Source organism: Pseudomonas sp. P4_C8, from assembly GCF_056401975.1.
In genome coordinates, this window is sequence record NZ_JBFUIH010000038.1 from 23,508 (window position 1) to 41,724 (window position 18,217).

At 59.0% G+C, this 18,217-nt stretch carries 12 protein-coding genes; 11 read left to right on the plus strand and 1 reads right to left on the minus strand.

The annotated features are described in order from the left end of the window. Positions 1 to 50: 50 nt before the first annotated feature. From acs to argR, 7 genes are all read left to right on the plus strand, one after another. Complete coding sequence (gene acs, locus AC1DWM_RS22310; protein ID WP_477796125.1) at positions 51 to 2,006, plus strand: acetate--CoA ligase; 1,956 nt, start codon at positions 51 to 53, stop codon at positions 2,004 to 2,006. Positions 2,007 to 2,704: 698 nt separating this feature from the next. Then, the gene (locus AC1DWM_RS22315) at positions 2,705 to 3,481 is read left to right on the plus strand and encodes an ABC transporter substrate-binding protein (RefSeq protein ID WP_477796126.1); all 777 of its coding nucleotides are present in this window, start codon (positions 2,705 to 2,707) and stop codon (positions 3,479 to 3,481) included. A 92-nt stretch (positions 3,482 to 3,573) separates the two neighbouring features. After that, on the plus strand, positions 3,574 to 4,263 hold the full coding sequence (locus tag AC1DWM_RS22320; protein WP_007943881.1) for an ABC transporter permease: 690 nt from the start codon (positions 3,574 to 3,576) through the stop codon (positions 4,261 to 4,263). Then, positions 4,260 to 4,958, plus strand: a complete 699-nt coding sequence (locus AC1DWM_RS22325; RefSeq protein ID WP_223516136.1) for an ABC transporter permease — start codon at positions 4,260 to 4,262, stop codon at positions 4,956 to 4,958. Before AC1DWM_RS22320 ends, AC1DWM_RS22325 begins: the two co-directional genes overlap by 4 nt. Position 4,959: 1 nt before the next feature. Then, positions 4,960 to 6,072: a M14 family metallopeptidase gene (locus AC1DWM_RS22330; protein WP_477796127.1), complete on the plus strand. Its 1,113-nt coding sequence runs from the start codon at positions 4,960 to 4,962 to the stop codon at positions 6,070 to 6,072. A 27-nt stretch (positions 6,073 to 6,099) separates the two neighbouring features. Next, entirely contained in the window at positions 6,100 to 6,864 is a 765-nt protein-coding gene (locus tag AC1DWM_RS22335; RefSeq protein ID WP_007943885.1) for an ABC transporter ATP-binding protein, read from the plus strand. 113 nt (positions 6,865 to 6,977) lie between these two features. Continuing rightward, entirely contained in the window at positions 6,978 to 7,958 is a 981-nt protein-coding gene (gene argR, locus AC1DWM_RS22340; protein WP_223516140.1) for a transcriptional regulator ArgR, read from the plus strand. A 1-nt stretch (position 7,959) separates the two neighbouring features. Here argR and AC1DWM_RS22345 read toward each other — a convergent pair whose 3' ends face one another. After that, a complete protein-coding gene (locus AC1DWM_RS22345; protein ID WP_477796128.1) occupies positions 7,960 to 12,804 on the minus strand; it encodes a dermonecrotic toxin domain-containing protein in 4,845 nt (1,614 codons plus the stop codon). Positions 12,805 to 13,091: 287 nt separating this feature from the next. Here AC1DWM_RS22345 and AC1DWM_RS22350 point away from each other — a divergent pair, with 287 nt between their 5' ends. From AC1DWM_RS22350 to astD, 4 genes are all read left to right on the plus strand, one after another. After that, positions 13,092 to 14,312: an aspartate aminotransferase family protein gene (locus AC1DWM_RS22350; protein WP_223516143.1), complete on the plus strand. Its 1,221-nt coding sequence runs from the start codon at positions 13,092 to 13,094 to the stop codon at positions 14,310 to 14,312. Between the two features lie 240 nt (positions 14,313 to 14,552). Further along, complete coding sequence (aruF, locus tag AC1DWM_RS22355) at positions 14,553 to 15,572, plus strand: arginine/ornithine succinyltransferase subunit alpha (protein WP_150779065.1); 1,020 nt, start codon at positions 14,553 to 14,555, stop codon at positions 15,570 to 15,572. A gap of 84 nt (positions 15,573 to 15,656) precedes the next feature. Next, entirely contained in the window at positions 15,657 to 16,682 is a 1,026-nt protein-coding gene (gene astA / locus AC1DWM_RS22360; protein ID WP_223516145.1) for an arginine N-succinyltransferase, read from the plus strand. Further along, a complete protein-coding gene (astD, locus tag AC1DWM_RS22365) occupies positions 16,679 to 18,148 on the plus strand; it encodes a succinylglutamate-semialdehyde dehydrogenase (RefSeq protein ID WP_477796145.1) in 1,470 nt (489 codons plus the stop codon). Before astA ends, astD begins: the two co-directional genes overlap by 4 nt. The last annotated feature ends 69 nt before the right edge of the window (positions 18,149 to 18,217 follow it).

The following is an 18,217-nucleotide window of genomic DNA, read 5'->3' on the forward strand; positions in this document are numbered from 1 at the left end:
CGGCTAAAACGGTGTCATACAAAAACAACTATTCCACCGAGGTAAGAAAGATGAGTGCGGCTTCTCTGTATCCCGTTCGTCCCGAGGTCCTGGCTAACACGCTGACTGACGAGGCGACCTACAAGGCCATGTACCAGCAGTCGGTCGTCAACCCGGACGGCTTCTGGCGCGAGCAAGCCAAGCGCCTCGACTGGATCAAGCCTTTCACCACGGTGAAACAGACGTCTTTCGACGATCACCATGTCGACATCAAATGGTTCGCCGACGGCACGCTGAACGTTTCCTACAACTGCCTCGACCGTCATCTGGCCGAGCGCGGCGATCAAATCGCGATCATTTGGGAAGGGGATGATCCTTCCGAAAGCCGCAACATCACCTACCGTGAGCTGCACGAGCAAGTCTGCAAGTTCGCCAACGCCTTGCGCGGCCAGGATGTGCACCGCGGCGACGTGGTGACTATCTATATGCCGATGATCCCCGAAGCCGTGGTCGCCATGCTGGCGTGCACCCGGATCGGTGCGATTCACTCGGTGGTGTTCGGTGGTTTCTCGCCGGAAGCCCTGGCAGGTCGCATCATCGACTGCAAATCCAAAGTGGTGATCACCGCGGACGAAGGTATTCGTGCCGGCAAGAAGATTCCGCTCAAGGCCAACGTCGACGACGCGCTGACCAACCCGGAAACCAGCAGCATTCAGAAAGTCATCGTGTGCCAACGCACCGGTGGCGAGATCAAGTGGAACCAGCATCGCGACATCTGGTACGAAGACCTGATGAAAGTGGCCGGCACTGTCTGCGCGCCGAAAGAGATGGGCGCCGAAGAAGCGCTGTTCATCCTTTACACCTCCGGTTCGACCGGCAAGCCGAAGGGCGTGCAGCACACCACCGGCGGTTACCTGCTGTATGCGGCCATGACCCATGAGCGCGTGTTCGACTACCGCCCGGGCGAAATCTACTGGTGCACCGCCGACGTCGGTTGGGTCACCGGCCACACTTATATCGTCTACGGCCCGTTGGCCAATGGCGCGACCACGCTGCTGTTCGAAGGCGTACCGAACTATCCGGACATCACCCGGGTGGCGAAGATCGTCGACAAGCACAAGGTCAACATCCTCTACACCGCTCCGACCGCGATCCGCGCGATGATGGCATCGGGCACCGCTGCCGTTGAAGGCGCGGATGGCAGCAGCCTGCGTCTGTTGGGTTCGGTCGGTGAGCCGATCAACCCGGAAGCGTGGGATTGGTACTACAAGAACGTCGGCCAATCCCGTTGCCCGATTGTCGATACCTGGTGGCAGACCGAAACCGGCGCAACCTTGATGAGCCCGTTGCCGGGGGCTCATGGCCTCAAGCCGGGTTCGGCGGCGCGTCCGTTCTTCGGCGTGGTGCCGGCCTTGGTCGACAACCTGGGCAACATCATCGAAGGCGTTGCCGAGGGCAACCTGGTGATTCTCGATTCGTGGCCAGGTCAGGCGCGCACGCTGTACGGTGACCATGACCGCTTCGTCGATACCTATTTCAAGACGTTCCGCGGCATGTATTTCACCGGTGACGGTGCGCGTCGTGATGCGGATGGCTACTACTGGATCACCGGTCGCGTGGATGACGTGCTCAACGTCTCCGGCCACCGCATGGGCACCGCCGAAATTGAAAGCGCGATGGTCGCTCACCCGAAAGTCGCCGAAGCGGCGGTGGTCGGTGTGCCGCACGACATCAAGGGGCAGGGCATTTATGTCTACGTCACCCTGAACGGCGGCGAAGAGCCGAGCGAGCAACTGCGCCTGGAACTGAAAAACTGGGTGCGTAAGGAGATCGGCCCGATTGCTTCGCCGGATGTGATCCAGTGGGCGCCGGGGCTGCCGAAAACCCGTTCGGGCAAGATCATGCGCCGGATTCTGCGCAAGATTGCGACGGCTGAATACGATGGGTTGGGGGATATCTCCACCCTGGCCGATCCGGGTGTGGTGCAGCATTTGATTGATACGCACAAGACCATGAACGTTGCTTAAGTAGCGGTTCTTGAGTCATCGAAACCCTGCCAGGTGTTGAGCCTGGTGGGGTTTTTTTGTGCTCTGGGTTTTTGTGTGGGCAGTTCGGGCTTCTTCGCGGGCAAGCCTTGCTCCTACAGGATTTGGGTAGATCGCCACATTTGCGGATGACCTCGATCCGTAGGAGCAAGGCTTGCCCGCGATGACAATCTGTCAGACACCTCATAAACAACGGCCAATAAATATCGACTCTGTTCGTAGTCCGCTTCCCACTGTTACCCATCACCTTTCAAGTAACTGAATGTGTAACCGCCCGCGCCGATCCGGGGCATTGGGAAACGCCAAACCCCATTACCGGGCCTACTCAGTCCCCCTGAAAAATAAGACATAACGCCAAGCTTGCCGGATTAGAAGGGTTTGCCAATAATAGGCCCGCAATTTGCAATATAGATCGGTTCACTGTCTTTTGCTCCCGCATGAATTTGCAGGGCTGTCAACGCGCTCAGGCGGCTTTCTCGGTGCTTCTGTAATTAGTTGTCGCATTGAAGAAATATCGGCTTCGGGCCTGTCGTTAGAATGCCGATCACTCGCTCGTTGTGGCTCGCGTTGAAAAAAGCGCGCGATTCCTACAGCGCAGCATCGCTTTGTGGTTCTACTCACTCGCATATTGGGCTGTCGCTCACTCTGCCGTTTTTGCCCTTTACCGATGGAGTCCCAAGATGAAGAAACTCGTGCTGCTTGGCGCCCTGGCACTGTCCGTGCTGTCCTTGCCAACCTTCGCCGATGAAAAGCCTCTGAAAATTGGCATCGAAGCGGCTTACCCTCCGTTCGCTTCGAAAGCGCCGGACGGCAGCATCGTGGGTTTCGACTATGACATCGGCAACGCCCTGTGCGAGCAGATGCAGGTCAAGTGCGTGTGGGTCGAGCAAGAGTTCGACGGTCTGATCCCGGCACTGAAAGTGCGCAAGATCGACGCGATCCTGTCGTCGATGTCGATCACTGAAGATCGCAAGAAGTCGGTCGACTTCACCAACAAGTACTACAACACTCCGGCGCGCCTGGTCATGAAGGCTGGCACTCAAGTCAGCGAAGGCCTGACTGAATTGAAGGGCAAGAACATCGGCGTGCAACGTGGTTCGATCCACGAGCGTTTCGCCCGCGAAGTCCTGGCCCCGCTGGGTGCCGAGGTCAAGCCTTACGGTTCGCAGAACGAAATTTACCTCGATGTGGCCGCTGGCCGCCTCGATGGCACCGTGGCAGACGCTACGCTGTTGAATGACGGCTTCTTGAAAACCGACGCAGGCAAAGGTTTCGCGTTCGTGGGCCCGGCCTTCACCGACATCAAATACTTCGGCGACGGCGTAGGTATTGCTGTTCGCAAAGGTGACACGGCTGAGCTGGAGAAGCTCAACGCAGCCATCGCCGCCATTCGTGAGAACGGCAAGTACAAGCAAATCCAGGACAAGTACTTCGACTTCGACATTTACGGCAAGTAAATACGTCGCAACGAAAAGTCCGAAATGGCGCAAGCAACAGGATCTCTGAGGTTTGCGCCATTTTTTCATCCCAACTTTCGAGGACCTGAATCATGTTGAAAGGCTACGGGGCTGTCATCCTCGATGGCGCATGGCTGACGCTTCAGCTCGCCTTGTCGTCCATGGTCCTGGCCATCGTTCTGGGGCTGATCGGCGTGGCGCTGCGTCTGTCGCCGATTCGCTGGCTGGCCTGGCTGGGCGATCTGTATTCCACGGTGATCCGCGGTATTCCCGATCTGGTGCTGATCCTGCTGATTTTCTACGGCGGCCAGGACCTGCTCAACCGCGTCGCACCGCTGCTCGGTTTTGACGACTACATCGACCTGAACCCGTTGGCCGCCGGTATCGGCACCCTGGGTTTTATCTTCGGTGCGTACCTGTCGGAAACTTTCCGTGGCGCCTTTATGGCGATTCCGAAAGGGCAGGCAGAGGCCGGCATGGCGTACGGCATGAGCAGCTTTCAGGTGTTCTTCCGGGTATTGGTGCCTCAGATGATTCGCTTGGCGATTCCGGGCTTTACCAACAACTGGCTGGTGTTGACCAAAGCTACTGCGCTGATTTCGGTAGTGGGGCTGCAAGACATGATGTTCAAGGCCAAGCAGGCGGCAGATGCCACCCGCGAGCCTTTCACCTTCTTCCTCGCGGTGGCGGCAATGTACCTGGTGATCACCAGTGTCTCGTTGCTGGCATTGCGTCACCTTGAGAAGCGCTACTCGGTAGGCGTAAGGGCGGCTGATCTATGATCTTCGACTACAACGTCATTTGGGAGGCCTTGCCGCTGTACCTCGGCGGCTTGGTGACTACCCTCAAATTGCTCGCGCTGTCGCTGTTTTTCGGCCTGTTGTGCGCATTGCCACTAGGCCTGATGCGTGTCTCGAAGAACGCGGCCGTAAACATGTCCGCCTGGCTCTACACCTACGTGATCCGCGGCACGCCGATGCTGGTGCAGCTGTTTTTGATCTACTACGGGTTGGCGCAATTCGAAGCGGTACGTGAAAGCTTCCTCTGGCCGTGGCTGTCCAGTGCAACGTTCTGTGCGTGCCTGGCCTTTGCGATCAACACCAGCGCCTACACCGCCGAGATCATCGCCGGCAGCCTGCGTGCCACGCCGAACGGCGAGATCGAAGCCGCCAAGGCGATGGGCATGTCGCGCTACAAATTGTACAAGCGCATCCTGCTGCCATCGGCCCTGCGCCGGGCGCTGCCGCAGTACAGCAACGAAGTGATCATGATGCTGCAAACCACCAGTCTGGCGTCCATCGTGACCCTGATCGACATCACCGGTGCCGCGCGCACGGTCAACGCCCAGTTCTACCTGCCGTTCGAGGCCTACATCACCGCCGGCGTGTTCTACCTGTGCCTGACCTTCATTCTGGTGAAGCTGTTCAAAATGGCCGAGCGTCGCTGGCTGGGCTATCTGGCCCCGCGGAAGCACTGATATGGAACGCATCGATCATGCATTGCCGTGGAGCCACCTGGGCAGCGAACGCCAGATTTCGGTGTTCCGCTTCGGTAGTGGCGAGCGCAAGGCCTACATTCAGGCCAGCCTGCACGCCGATGAGCTGCCGGGGATGCGCACGGCTTGGGAGCTGAAAAAGCGCCTGGCCGAGCTCGAAGCCCAAGGCTTGCTCAACGGTGTGATCGAGTTGGTGCCGGTGGCCAACCCGATGGGCCTCGGTCAACTGCTTCAAGGCAATCATCAAGGGCGTTTCGAGGCGGGCAGCGGCAAGAATTTCAATCGCGATTTCGTCGAGCTGAGCGCGCCGGTTGCGGCTGCGTTGGCAGAAAGCCTGGGTGACGATCCGCACGCCAATATTCGCCTGATCCGTCAGGCAATGGCTGATCATCTGGCCGTATTGCCAGAGGCGAGTAGCCAGTTGCAAGGCATGCAGCGCATCTTGCTCAGCCACGCCTGCACCGCCGATGTTGTGCTGGATTTGCACTGCGATGCTGAAGCGGCGCTGCACATGTACGCCTTGCCGCAACACTGGCCGCAGTGGCGTTCGTTGGCCGCGCACTTGAATGTGCGGGTCGGTCTGCTGGCGGAAGATTCCGGCGGCAGTTCTTTTGACGAAGCCTGCTCGCTGCCATGGCTGCGTCTGTCGCGCCTGTTCCCTGATGCACAGATTCCGCTGGCCTGTCTGGCGACTACCATTGAATTAGGTGGTCAGGCCGATACCGGTCGTCTTGAGTCTGAGGCTCACGCCGAAGGCATTCTGGCGTTCCTCGCCGAGCAAGGCTTGATCAGCGGCGAATGGCCCAAACCTGCGCAAGAAGCGTGCGAAGGCCTGCCGTTCGACGGCACCGAATTGCTGTTTGCACCGCACCCTGGTGTGGTGAGTTTTCTGCGTAAACCCGGTGAGTGGATCGAAGCCGGTGACGAGATTTTTGAAGTGATCGATCCGTTGTCGGATCGGGTCAGCACGGTGTGTGCTGGTACGTCCGGGGTGCTGTTTGCCATTGAACGGCTGCGTTATGCCCAACCCGGTTTCTGGCTGGCCAAGGTGGCGGGGCGCGAAGCGCTGCGTCACGGGCGCTTGCTCAACGACTGACTGACTGTTTTTGTGAGAACCGACCGCATGTACAAACTTGAAGTCCAAGACCTGCATAAACGCTATGGCAGTCACGAAGTGCTCAAGGGCGTGTCCCTGAAAGCGGCGGCTGGCGATGTGATCAGCATCATCGGCTCCAGTGGCTCCGGCAAAAGTACCTTCCTGCGCTGCATAAACCTGCTGGAGCAGCCGCACGCGGGCAAGATCCTGCTCAACAACGAAGAGCTGAAACTGGTCGCCAACAAGGACGGCGCGCTGAAGGCGGCCGACCCGAAACAGCTGCAACGCATGCGTTCGCGCCTGTCGATGGTGTTCCAGCATTTCAACCTGTGGTCGCACATGACCGCGCTGGAAAACATCATGGAAGCACCGGTTCACGTACTGGGCATGTCCAAGGCCGAAGCCCGCGAAAAAGCCGAGCACTACCTGAATAAAGTAGGCGTGGGCCACCGTAAAGACGCCTACCCTGGCCACATGTCCGGCGGCGAGCAGCAGCGTGTGGCCATTGCCCGTGCGCTGGCGATGGAACCCGAGGTAATGCTGTTTGACGAACCGACGTCGGCACTCGACCCGGAACTGGTCGGCGACGTGCTGAAAGTCATGCAGGCCCTGGCCCAGGAAGGCCGGACCATGGTGGTGGTGACGCACGAAATGGGCTTTGCTCGTGAAGTGTCGAACCAGTTGGTATTCCTGCACAAAGGTGTCGTTGAAGAAAGTGGCAACCCGCGTGAAGTGCTGGTTAATCCGCAGTCTGAACGTTTGCAACAATTCCTCTCGGGCAGCCTCAAGTAATAGCTCCCGTTACGCACCAAATTAGGTCATGCTGCGCACCGCGCGCCAGATGGTCTAATTTGGTTGCAGCCGCTTTCGGCTTCTAACACTGTTCTCGTTTCGGATTGCCCGCCATGACTGCCCATCGAATTGGTTTCCTGATTTGGCCCAGCACTAAAGCCCTGACGCTTGCGCTGGCTGAGGAGGCCTTGCGTGTTGCCCAGCGTGTGCATCCGGATGTGGTTTACGAACTGTCGTTTTTGCAGGCCGAACCGCCGACCGAAGGCGCCTGGCAATTGCCGGGTGAACCGTGGGTCGGCAAGCTCGAAAACTTCCAGAAACTGTTTCTGCTCGCCGATGAGCCGCCGACCGCACTCGCGCCGGCGCTCAGCAGTGCGTTGAAACAATTGGTCCGGGCCGGTTGTGTGATTGGCGGCTTGTCGGCCGGTGTGTACCCGCTGGCGCAATTGGGTTTGCTCGACGGCTATCGCGCTGCCGTGCATTGGCGCTGGCAGGACGATTTCGCCGAACGCTTCCCGAAAGTCATCGCCACTAGTCACCTGTTCGATTGGGATCGCGATCGACTGACCGCGTGTGGCGGCCTGTCGGTACTCGATTTGCTGTTGGCAGTATTGGCCCGTGATCACGGCGCAGAACTGGCCGGTGCCGTGTCCGAAGAACTGGTGGTCGAACGTATCCGCGAGGGCGGCGAGCGTCAACGTATCCCGCTGCAAAACCGTCTCGGTTCCAGCCATCCGAAGCTCACCCAAGCGGTGTTGCTGATGGAAGCCAACATCGAAGAGCCGCTGACCACCGACGAAATCGCCCAGCATGTGTGCGTGTCCCGTCGGCAGTTGGAGCGGATCTTCAAGCAATACCTCAATCGTGTGCCGAGCCAGTACTACCTGGAATTACGCCTGAACAAGGCCCGGCAAATGTTGATGCAAACCAGCAAGTCGATCATCCAGATCGGCTTGTCGTGTGGCTTCTCTTCGGGGCCGCATTTCTCCAGCGCCTACCGCAATTTCTTCGGTGCCACACCGCGGGAAGATCGCAACCAGCGGCGCAGCAGCAGTCCGTTCGAGTTGTCGTCGGTGCCGTCCGAGCGCGGCTGAGTTACTCGTCGACCTCGGAGCCTTCAGAGGTGGACATTTGCACTTCACCTCGATCGATGACTTCGTCCACGCCGAAATCTGCTCCCGTGCGTTCGTAGTAACTGATCAGCCGTAACAGGCTTTCCTCCGACAACGGGTTGCCTCGCAACGTAATGTTCTCTGCCGTTTCCACTGGCAGTTCCATCAAGTCGCTGGGCAGTTCGGTGATCGCATTGGCGCTCAGGTCTACCCAGTCCAGATCGGTCAGATGAAGCAGGCCGTTTGGTATTTCGGTGATGCCAGTGTTGTCGAGCAGGAGGGTCGACAGGTCCGGCATCTGGCTGAGATCAACGGTTTGTCCCAGTGGGTTGGAGCCTAGGTCTAGGTAATCGAGCTGTTCCATTCCGGCCAATGCGTTCGCTGACTCTACTGACAGTCTGACGCGGCAAGCGGGAAGTGAAAGGGATCGCAATTGGCCCATGTTGAACACGGCTTCTGGAATGTTGCCCAGCGTGCAGTCGCGCAGCCGCAGGCTTTTGAGGCTGGGGAAGGACTCCAGGAAGCGACCGATATATGTCACGCCACTGGCACTCTGAATCTCCAGCGCTGAAACATGGCTGAAGTCTGCATTCAGTGTAGGTAATTGTCCGTTGATGACCGAGCGGACAGTAAGTTCGTAGGTGGGCGTTATACCGTCGTTGAAATCATCCAGTTCGGATTCATGCTGCCAGCATTGCTCCAGCGCCTGCTTGAGCTCGTCACGGTTGGCTTGTTCGACAAAGAGTTCGGCGGCGGTGAAAGGCTGACCCGTCAGCGGGTGTCGAGCGGGAAGGTCGGCGGTCCAGGTAGACAGATCAGTTCTCAAACGAGTCAGCTCCGCTTCCAGGCGCGTCAGTTCTGCCCGACCATCCTCCAGCGTGCCCGGCAACTCGTAGACAAACTCGCTCGCTTGCTCGACCTCCATGCCTGGGTACAGCGTTTTAACGCGATCAATGTCCGCCTCGGGTGCATAGACGCCCATGTCGTAGGCACTGTCGAAGTGATGTTGTTTGACGAGTTCCCGTGAACGGTTGGAAATCGGGTTGTGCGTCAGGTGCACACCGCGCTTGTCGTACAGTGAGCTCTCGAATAACTCGACAGGTAATTCACTGATCTTGTTGTTCATCAGCAGGAGTGTGTCGAGCTTTGGATGTTGCAGGGCTCCGGTCGGAATATCGGTCAGATTGGTGTCGCTTAGATCAAGGTGAACCAGCTCATTCATCGAGTCGATGCGAGGTACGATTTCGAACGGGTTTTTGTACAGGTCCAGCATGACCAGTTTGTCTAATGCAGTCACTTTCGACCACGTGGCTGTGTTCATCCTGATACCGCAATTACTTAACACCAGCGCATCGAGGTTCGGCATTCGGGTGATGGCCTCGGGGAGGGTGGTCAAGGCGAAACGGCGCAGCTCCAGGCGACGAAGCCCACTAAATCGGTTCAGGAACTCCGACACACCCTGCGCAGCATGATTGCCTTCCAGAGAAAGCAGCGACACATGACTGAAGCCAGCGGTCAGCGACGGCAAGTCGCCCAGGATCGGTTCTGCAAACCTCAGTACATACTGCTCGCTGCCATCGGGCGCATCGAAATCGCGCTCGGATTGGCGGCGCCAGCTGCGCTGGATTTCCTGGGCAAGCTGGGTGCGATTGCGACGCGCGATCTCGCGGTCCAGGTCGCTCAATGCAAGTCGGGTTTGCGGGTGGACGGTCGGGGCGTCGTTTATCCAGCGCCCCAGATCCTGGTGCAGACGGGCCAACTCGTTTGCCAGCCGTGAAAGTTCTACACGGGCGCCACTGGGATGACGCTGCAGCATGAGAACCATGGACTGGATTTCGTCCTCGGAGAGGCTTGGGTAAACCTCGCGCACCCTTTCGTTGAGCGTTGGAGTTGCGGGACCAATGTGCGGGTAACCTTCCGTACCTCCGGGCAGGCGCATGGTCGTTGGGTCATAGAAGGGTTTTCGATGGGGGTTTTTCGCAAAGAGTGCACGTAGCTTTGGGTGGTCCAGAGCCTGCTCGGCAATGCGTTGTTTGAGCATTTGTCCTTCCCCAATGGAAAAGCCCAATGTGGTGCGCTCGGTATCCGGCAGTGCTTGAAGGATGGCCTGATAAAAATCGCCCGAGAACTGCTGAGTTTGCTTGTCATCAAGTACTTGATAAGCGCCGTCTTCACTGCGCACCAGCGTTTTTCGGATCGATGCGTCGACTGGGCCAATGCTGTTGCGCACGGTCCCGTCATGGGCAAAGTCCCTCACCTCGATGCGCACGTTGGCAGGCCATCCGGGTAGCAAATCCAGGCTGTGCAAGGCGAGCGTGTGGGTGTCTGCGGTCACCAGGGCGTCAGAAAAGAGGCCTTCATAAGCTCGGGATGCGCGCACAGCCTCCAGGGCTTTCCTTGCGACGTCTTTCAGGCGTTGAGGTGTGGCCCCGTTGTGCAATTGCCTCAGTTCGTTGCCCGACGCATTGCTCACTAGCTCTTGAGCGATATCGGTGGGTAATCCCTCAAAGTCGGCAAGCAGCTGTTGGGTAGCTGGATCGGCAGTCATTTCCTGTTCGCGATAGCGAAGCTCGAACAGCGACTTGCGGTAGTTTCGGGCGATATCCGCGGTCTGCTTTCGCAAGGCTGGTGTCTGGGCTCCCGGTTCCGGCAGGGCAGTATCGACAGGCCATGAGTCGAATCGGGTCAGCAACTGATGCTGCATGAGCGGATCAGCCTTGCGGTATTGCTCAGACTGGTCGCTGCCAATCTGTTCGATAAACGTCTGAATATCCCGGTCGATCCTGAAACGCTTGATCGTGTCGGTCAGCAGCGATGGCGGGCGATGGTTTTCGACATGGGTTTCTCGCAGCACGTTGTCGTGAAAACCACTGATTCGCAGAATCTGTTCACGCTCGGCGCTGGAAAACGATTCGACACTGTGCCCTAGACGCCGCATGACGGTTTCCCGGTCCCAATGCAGGGGTTGCTCCAGTTCTGTTTGCCAGGCGCCATGACCGTTGTGCTGCAATGACGGCTTATAACTGTCGACGCGGCTTGGGTGTTCAATCTGAAACTGACCGGTATCGCGAGTTGGCCGTACGGCATACAGCTTTCCTTCAAGGGGCAGAAGCATTTTGCCCTCGTGGCGGTACAGGCCCAGGAGATCGGGGTTTTTCTCTGCCGGCAGTTCGATGGTTTGTTCGTACGGCGCCAGATCCGGCTTCCAGTATTTGGTTTTGCCCTCTGGTGTGGGTACGGGTTTTAGCGGCGCGATCAGTGCCGCCGTTTCGCGGGATAGGAGGCGACTGAAGGTGCCGGCGGCGATGGCGCCGCCCACCGCGAAGGTTCCCACTTGCACCGCCGTTTCGACGATGCCGATCAAGTGCTCGAACGCTTGTTTTTTCAGCCCTTGCGCCCAGTCAATGATCCCTTCAAAGGTCTCGTCGAGGAGCTGGTAGGCCATATAGGCCAGCATCAACTCGCCCAGAAACGGCACAAAGGGCAGGGCAACAAACGTCGCTACTTCAAGGATCGTGGAGGCAATTTTGCTGAACGCGTCCCACAGCGCCCATCGCGCAGTTTGATCGGCACGAGCGGTGGAGACGGCGAGTGTGCTCGCGTCATTGATGATTTTGTTTAGTTGTCGCTGGTACAGGTGATTCCACAGGCCCGCTCTGAACGGCGTCATCGAAAATTGCAGGTTAGGCTTGTCGATGGGCGTTTCGCGCCAGCTTGGCAGTGGATCGCCGTGAGTGTGTTGATGCCATGTCACTGTTCGCAAGCGACTGTTGAGGTCGGCAAAAAAATGCCCTCGTTCCGCGTGATCGACGAAGCGGCTGAAGAAGGTTTGATAAGCGGGCGAACGCAGCTTGCGGGTCAGTTCGGTCATGAACGCCACTGTGTCGGCGTACAGCTTGAGCGGATGCTGCGGGTCATCCGGAATGTAGGCAATGATGCGGGTAGCCTTGGTTGCCCGGCTCGATTTTGCACCAAAAATCACAATGCCGGTCAGCGATGAAGACATCATCGTCAGGTCGTGACAATGCAGGGGGTGGCCATCCCAAAGCATCGCCGAGCGTCCTTCCAGTACGCGGTAGATCGCGTTAAAGGCGTCGCTATCAATGTCCTGGCGCGTGTGGGCCAGGTGCAACGCCGAGCGCAGTGCCGCTTTGTTCGCGCTCATGACATTCGGTTTCAAGACGGCCCCGGCCACCGGGTTGGTCAACCCCAGGTTTTCTTTAAGGTAGGCGTTGTACTGGCCGCCGATGTCCAGCTCCCGGCACAACCGGATAAAACCCTGAATCGTGATTTTCCGGGTGACCTGCGGCAGGGTATCGAACTGCCCTATAGGCGACGGTTCGGTGATAAAGGTCGACGCCGGCTCGTAGGCATCCGCTTCAGTCTCTGACGCCTGGAAGTTGTGTAGCGCGGCATCAAGCAGCGATACCGTCCATGTGCGGGCGGCGCCGGTCTTGATCGCGAAAAAGGGCGTGGCCTGAGGGATGTACAGACGCAGGAATGTGGTTTTTACGTCTATGTCCAGGTCGAAACGGGCTTTCAGGGCCGGACCCAGTATCGATTCGGCAAAATCCCGGGCGTTTTGCAGTTTTGCCAGCATCGAGCCCAGTCGGTTTCGCTGGGCCAAGTGAGTCTGGCCTGAGGCTTTCAGCACCTGATGTTGCAGTCGAGTCGCGGTGCGGTGCCAGTGTGGCACCTCAAGGTTGGCGTTCTTCAGGGCGCTGCGGGTTTCGACTGAAGACTCCAATACCCACGAGGGCAGGTTTCGGTAAGCGTGATGAAAGTGGGTGTCCGGTTGTGTGCCGAACTCAAAATCGTCTTGGTTCATGCGCTATTCCCTTAGCGTTTGGTTTGAGCCCAAGCAAAACAGACGACGATGCACAGCGTGCGGTACATATTTACCGCACCGTTCATCAAGCCTGCCTATAACCTGTGCCGGCGGTTTAAACTGCGCCTTTGCGACGCTATATGTCGCATTGCCGTAAACCCGGCTGAAACCGGGGTTTGCGCTATAAGAAGTTGTCGCTTGGCGGCAAGGCCGGGCTGAAAACTGTCCTTACAATCCCCCCATCGCTCGCCAGTTTCAGGCGAGTGTTTTCTCTTCAGGAGACTCCGATGTCCGTTGAGCACGCTGCGGTACAACGCGCCGATTTCGATCAGGTAATGGTTCCCAACTACGCGCCTGCCGCATTCATCCCTGTGCGCGGTGCCGGTTCCCGCGTTTGGGACCAGTCTGGCCGCGAGCTGATCGACTTCGCTGGCGGGATTGCCGTTAACGTATTGGGCCACGCACACCCTGCGCTGGTCGGTGCCTTGACCGAGCAGGCGAACAAGTTGTGGCACGTGTCCAACGTGTTCACCAATGAGCCGGCCTTGCGCCTGGCGCATAAGCTGATCGACGCCACCTTTGCCGACCGCGCCTTCTTCTGTAACTCCGGCGCCGAAGCCAACGAGGCCGCCTTCAAGTTGGCCCGTCGTGTCGGTTTCGACCGTTTCGGCAGCGAGAAGTACGAAATCATCGCCGCGCTCAACAGCTTCCACGGCCGTACCCTGTTCACCGTCAACGTCGGTGGCCAGTCGAAGTACTCCGACGGCTTCGGTCCGAAAATCACCGGTATCACCCACGTGCCGTACAACGATCTGGCCGCGCTGAAAGCCGCCATTTCCGACAAGACTTGCGCAGTGGTGCTGGAGCCGATTCAGGGCGAAAGCGGTGTGATCCCGGCCGAACTCGAATACCTGCAAGGCGCCCGCGAACTTTGCACCGCGCACAACGCGCTGCTGATCTTCGACGAAGTGCAAACCGGCATGGGCCGTACCGGCCATCTGTTTGCCTACCAGCATTACGGCGTGATCCCGGACATCCTGACCAGCGCCAAGAGCCTGGGCGGCGGTTTCCCGATCGCGGCGATGCTGACCACCGAAGACCTGGCCAAACACCTGGTCGTCGGTACCCACGGCACCACCTATGGCGGCAACCCGCTGGCGTGTGCGGTCGCGGAAGCGGTGATCGACGTGGTCAACACTCCTGAAGTGCTGGCTGGCGTCAACGCCAAGCACGACAAGTTCAAGGCGCGCCTTGAGCAGATCGGCGAGAAGTACGGCCTGTTCACCAAGGTCCGTGGCATGGGCCTGTTGATCGGCTGCGTGCTGAGCGATGCCTGGAAAGGCAAGGCCAAGGACATTTTCAACGCCGCCGAACGTGAAGGCCTGATGATTCTGCAAGCCGGCCCGGACGTGGTGCGTTTTGCGCCTAGCCTGGTGGTTGAAGATGCGGACATCGATGCCGGCCTGGACCGTTTCGAACGTGCTGCTGCAAAACTGACGCAAGCCTGATAGGCCCTTCGGCGCCTGAGTTTCAGGCGTCGAACCCAATTTTTATGCTGGGCCTGCCTGAAGCGTTTACCCATTGTAGGAGCTGGCTTGCCAGCGAAGAGGCCCGAAAGCCTTGCGGCGATCAACCGGCCGTCTTCGCTGGCAAGCCAGCTCCTACAGGGACACGATGCCTTGCAATCCCGGTATTTTTTTCCTGTCGATCATTCGGGTCGACCTGTTTCTTGATTAAGGAGTGACACCATGCTGGTGATGCGCCCCGCGCAAATGGCTGATCTGGGCGAGGTACAGCGTCTGGCTGCGGATAGCCCGATTGGTGTCACTTCCTTGCCGGATGACGTTGAACGCCTGAGCGACAAGATCGCCGCAAGCGAAGCCTCGTTTGCTGCCGAAGTCAGCTTCAATGGTGAAGAGAGCTATTTCTTCGTCCTCGAAGACACGACCACCGGCAAACTGGCCGGTTGCTCGGCCATCGTGGCCTCGGCGGGTTATTCCGAGCCGTTCTACAGCTTCCGTAATGAAACCTTCGTGCACGCTTCTCGCGAGCTGAAGATTCATAACAAGATCCACGTGCTCTCCCAGTGCCACGACCTGACCGGCAACAGTTTGCTGACCAGTTTCTACGTACAGCGCGAGCTGGTGGGGTCGCCTTGGGCCGAGCTCAATTCCCGTGGTCGCTTGCTGTTCGTGGCCAGCCATCCGGAGCGCTTTGCCGATTCCGTGGTGACCGAGATCGTGGGCTACAGCGATGAAAACGGTGACTCGCCATTCTGGGATGCCATCGGCCGCAACTTTTTCGACCTCAACTACGCTGAAGCCGAACGTCTGTGCGGTCTGAAGAGCCGCACGTTCCTGGCCGAACTGATGCCGCATTACCCGATTTATGTGCCGCTGCTGCCGGACTCTGCTCAAGAGGCGATGGGCCAGGTGCACCCACGGGCGCAGATCACTTTCGACATCCTGATGCGCGAAGGTTTTGAAACCGATCACTACATCGACATTTTCGACGGCGGCCCGACCTTGCACGCACGTGTGACGGGGATCCGCTCGATCGCCCAGAGCCGCGTTGTGCCGGTGAAAATCGGTGAGCCGGTCAAAGGTGCCGGTCGTCAGTACCTGGTGGCCAATGCCCAGTTGCAGGATTACCGCGCCGTGTTGCTTGAGCTCGATTATGCGCCAGGCAAACCAGTGACCCTGGATCTGGAAGCGGCCGAAGCCTTGGGCGTCGGTGAAGGTGCCAGCGTGCGCCTGGTGGCGGTTTAACGCCGGCTTCGATTTCCAGAAAGAAATGCCTGGAAAGCAGCGAAATTTCACGGGTGGCGCAAGCGACCCGTTTGAGGAGATAGCATGATCGTTCGTCCCGTACGCAGCAGCGATTTACCCGCTCTGATCGACCTGGCCCGCAGCACTGGCACCGGCCTGACCACTTTGCCGGCCAACGAAGAACGTCTGGCCCATCGGGTCGGCTGGGCCGAGAAGACCTTTCGCGGCGAAGCCGGGCGCGCTGATGCGGACTACCTGTTCGTACTCGAAGACGACACGGGTCGTGTGGTGGGCATTTCCGCCATCGCCGGTGCGGTCGGCCTGCGCGAGCCCTGGTACAACTTCCGGGTCGGCCTGACGGTCAGCGCTTCGCAAGAGCTGAACATCTACCGCGAGATCCCGACGCTGTTCCTGGCCAATGACCTGACCGGTAACTCGGAATTGTGCTCGTTGTTCCTGCACGCCGATTACCGCACCGGCCTTAATGGCCGCATGCTGGCCAAGGCGCGGATGCTGTTCATTGCCGAGTTCCCGCAACTATTCGGCAACAAGATCATAGCCGAGATGCGCGGTGTGTCCGACGAAGCCGGGCGCTCGCCGTTCTGGGAAAGCCTGGGCCGTCACTTCTTCAAGATGGAATTCAGCCAGGCCGATTACCTGACCGGCGTGGGCAACAAGGCGTTCATCGCCGAACTGATGCCGAAGTTTCCGCTGTACACCTGCTTCCTGTCGCCAGACGCGCGCAACGTCATCGGCCAGGTGCACCCGGACACCGAGCCGGCGCTGGCCATGCTCAAGAGCGAAGGTTTCAGCTACCAGGGTTACGTCGACATCTTCGACGCCGGCCCGGCCGTCGAGTGCGAAACCAGCAAGATCCGCGCGGTACGTGACAGCGAGGCGCTGGTGTTGGCCATCGGCACGCCAGGTGACGACGCGACGCCTTTCCTGATTCACAACCGCAAGCGCGAAGACTGCCGGATGACTGCCGCGCCAGCACGCCTCGCCGCCGGCACGCTTGTGGTTGATCCGCTGACCGCTAAACGCCTTCAACTCAACGCTGGTGATCAAGTGCGCGCCGTTCCGTTGTCCGCTGCTCGGGAGTCGAAATAATGAATTCGCTATACATCGCAGGTGAATGGCTGGCCGGCCAGGGTGAATCCTTCCAGTCGCTGAACCCGGTGACCCAGCAAGTGCTATGGTCCGGCGAAGGCGCTACGGCTGCTCAGGTTGAATCCGCCGTGCAAGCCGCGCGTCAGGCATTCCCCGGCTGGGCCCGTCGTACGCTGGACGAGCGCATTGCCGTGCTTGAGGCCTTTGCTGCGGCACTGAAAAGCAAGGCTGACGAGCTGGCGCACTGCATCGGTGAGGAAACCGGCAAACCACTGTGGGAGTCGGCGACTGAAGTGACCAGCATGGTCAACAAGATCGCGATTTCGGTGCAGAGCTACCGCGAACGTACCGGCGAGAAGAGCGGCCCTCTGGGCGACGCCACTGCGGTACTGCGTCACAAGCCTCATGGCGTAGTGGCGGTGTTTGGTCCTTACAATTTCCCTGGCCACTTGCCAAACGGTCACATCGTGCCAGCGCTGCTGGCCGGTAATAGTGTGTTGTTCAAGCCGAGCGAACTGACTCCGAAAGTCGCCGAGCTGACGGTTAAATGCTGGATCGAAGCCGGTCTGCCAGCAGGTGTATTGAACCTGCTGCAAGGCGCTCGCGAAACCGGTATCGCCCTGGCGGCGAACCCGGGCATCGACGGCCTGTTTTTCACCGGTTCCAGCCGCACGGGCAACCATTTGCATCAGCAATTCGCTGGTCGTCCAGACAAGATCCTTGCGCTGGAAATGGGCGGCAACAACCCGCTGGTGGTCGACGAAGTGGCGGACCTCGATGCCGCCGTTTACACCATCATTCAGTCGGCTTTCATTTCTGCCGGTCAGCGTTGCACCTGTGCTCGCCGTCTGCTGGTGCCGCAGGGTGCCTGGGGCGACACGCTGCTGGCGCGTCTGGTGGCGGTCTGCGCGACGATCGAAGTCGGTGCATTTGATCAACAACCGGCACCGTTCATGGGTTCGGTCATCTCCCTCGGTGCTGCGAAAGCGCTGATGGATGCGCAAGAACACTTGCTGGCCAATGGCGCAGTGGCCTTGCTGGAAATGACCCAGCCGCAGGCGCAAGCCGCGTTGCTGACCCCAGGTATTCTGGACGTGACAGCCGTGGCTGATCGTCCTGACGAAGAGTTGTTCGGCCCGTTGCTGCAAGTGATCCGCTACGCTGATTTTGAAGCCGCGATCGCCGAAGCCAACGACACCGACTATGGCCTGGCGGCAGGTCTGCTGTCGGATTCCGAAGCGCGTTATCAGCAGTTCTGGCTGGAAAGCCGTGCCGGTATCGTCAACTGGAACAAGCAACTGACCGGTGCGGCAAGCAGCGCGCCATTCGGCGGTGTCGGCGCCTCGGGCAACCATCGCGCAAGCGCCTACTACGCAGCAGATTACTGCGCGTATCCGGTGGCGTCGCTGGAAACCCCGAGCCTGGTGTTGCCTGCGGCCCTGACACCAGGCGTGAAGATGGCGTGATGCCCATCGCCAGCAGGCTGGCTCCCACAGGTTCGGTGGTGTTCACACATTTTGTGTACGGCTCAATCA

Excerpts from the sequence above, each read along its gene's own strand:
- argR (WP_223516140.1), top strand. The coding sequence starts at position 6,978 with ATGACTGCCCATCGAATTGGTTTCCTGATTTGGCCCAGCACTAAAGCC.
- astA (WP_223516145.1), top strand. The coding sequence starts at position 15,657 with ATGATCGTTCGTCCCGTACGCAGCAGCGATTTACCCGCTCTGATCGAC.
- AC1DWM_RS22350 (WP_223516143.1), top strand. The coding sequence starts at position 13,092 with ATGTCCGTTGAGCACGCTGCGGTACAACGCGCCGATTTCGATCAGGTA.
- AC1DWM_RS22320 (WP_007943881.1), top strand. The coding sequence starts at position 3,574 with ATGTTGAAAGGCTACGGGGCTGTCATCCTCGATGGCGCATGGCTGACG.
- AC1DWM_RS22345 (WP_477796128.1), bottom strand. The coding sequence starts at position 12,804 with ATGAACCAAGACGATTTTGAGTTCGGCACACAACCGGACACCCACTTT.
- AC1DWM_RS22315 (WP_477796126.1), top strand. The coding sequence starts at position 2,705 with ATGAAGAAACTCGTGCTGCTTGGCGCCCTGGCACTGTCCGTGCTGTCC.
- AC1DWM_RS22330 (WP_477796127.1), top strand. The coding sequence starts at position 4,960 with ATGGAACGCATCGATCATGCATTGCCGTGGAGCCACCTGGGCAGCGAA.
- AC1DWM_RS22325 (WP_223516136.1), top strand. The coding sequence starts at position 4,260 with ATGATCTTCGACTACAACGTCATTTGGGAGGCCTTGCCGCTGTACCTC.
- aruF (WP_150779065.1), top strand. The coding sequence starts at position 14,553 with ATGCTGGTGATGCGCCCCGCGCAAATGGCTGATCTGGGCGAGGTACAG.
- acs (WP_477796125.1), top strand. The coding sequence starts at position 51 with ATGAGTGCGGCTTCTCTGTATCCCGTTCGTCCCGAGGTCCTGGCTAAC.
- AC1DWM_RS22335 (WP_007943885.1), top strand. The coding sequence starts at position 6,100 with ATGTACAAACTTGAAGTCCAAGACCTGCATAAACGCTATGGCAGTCAC.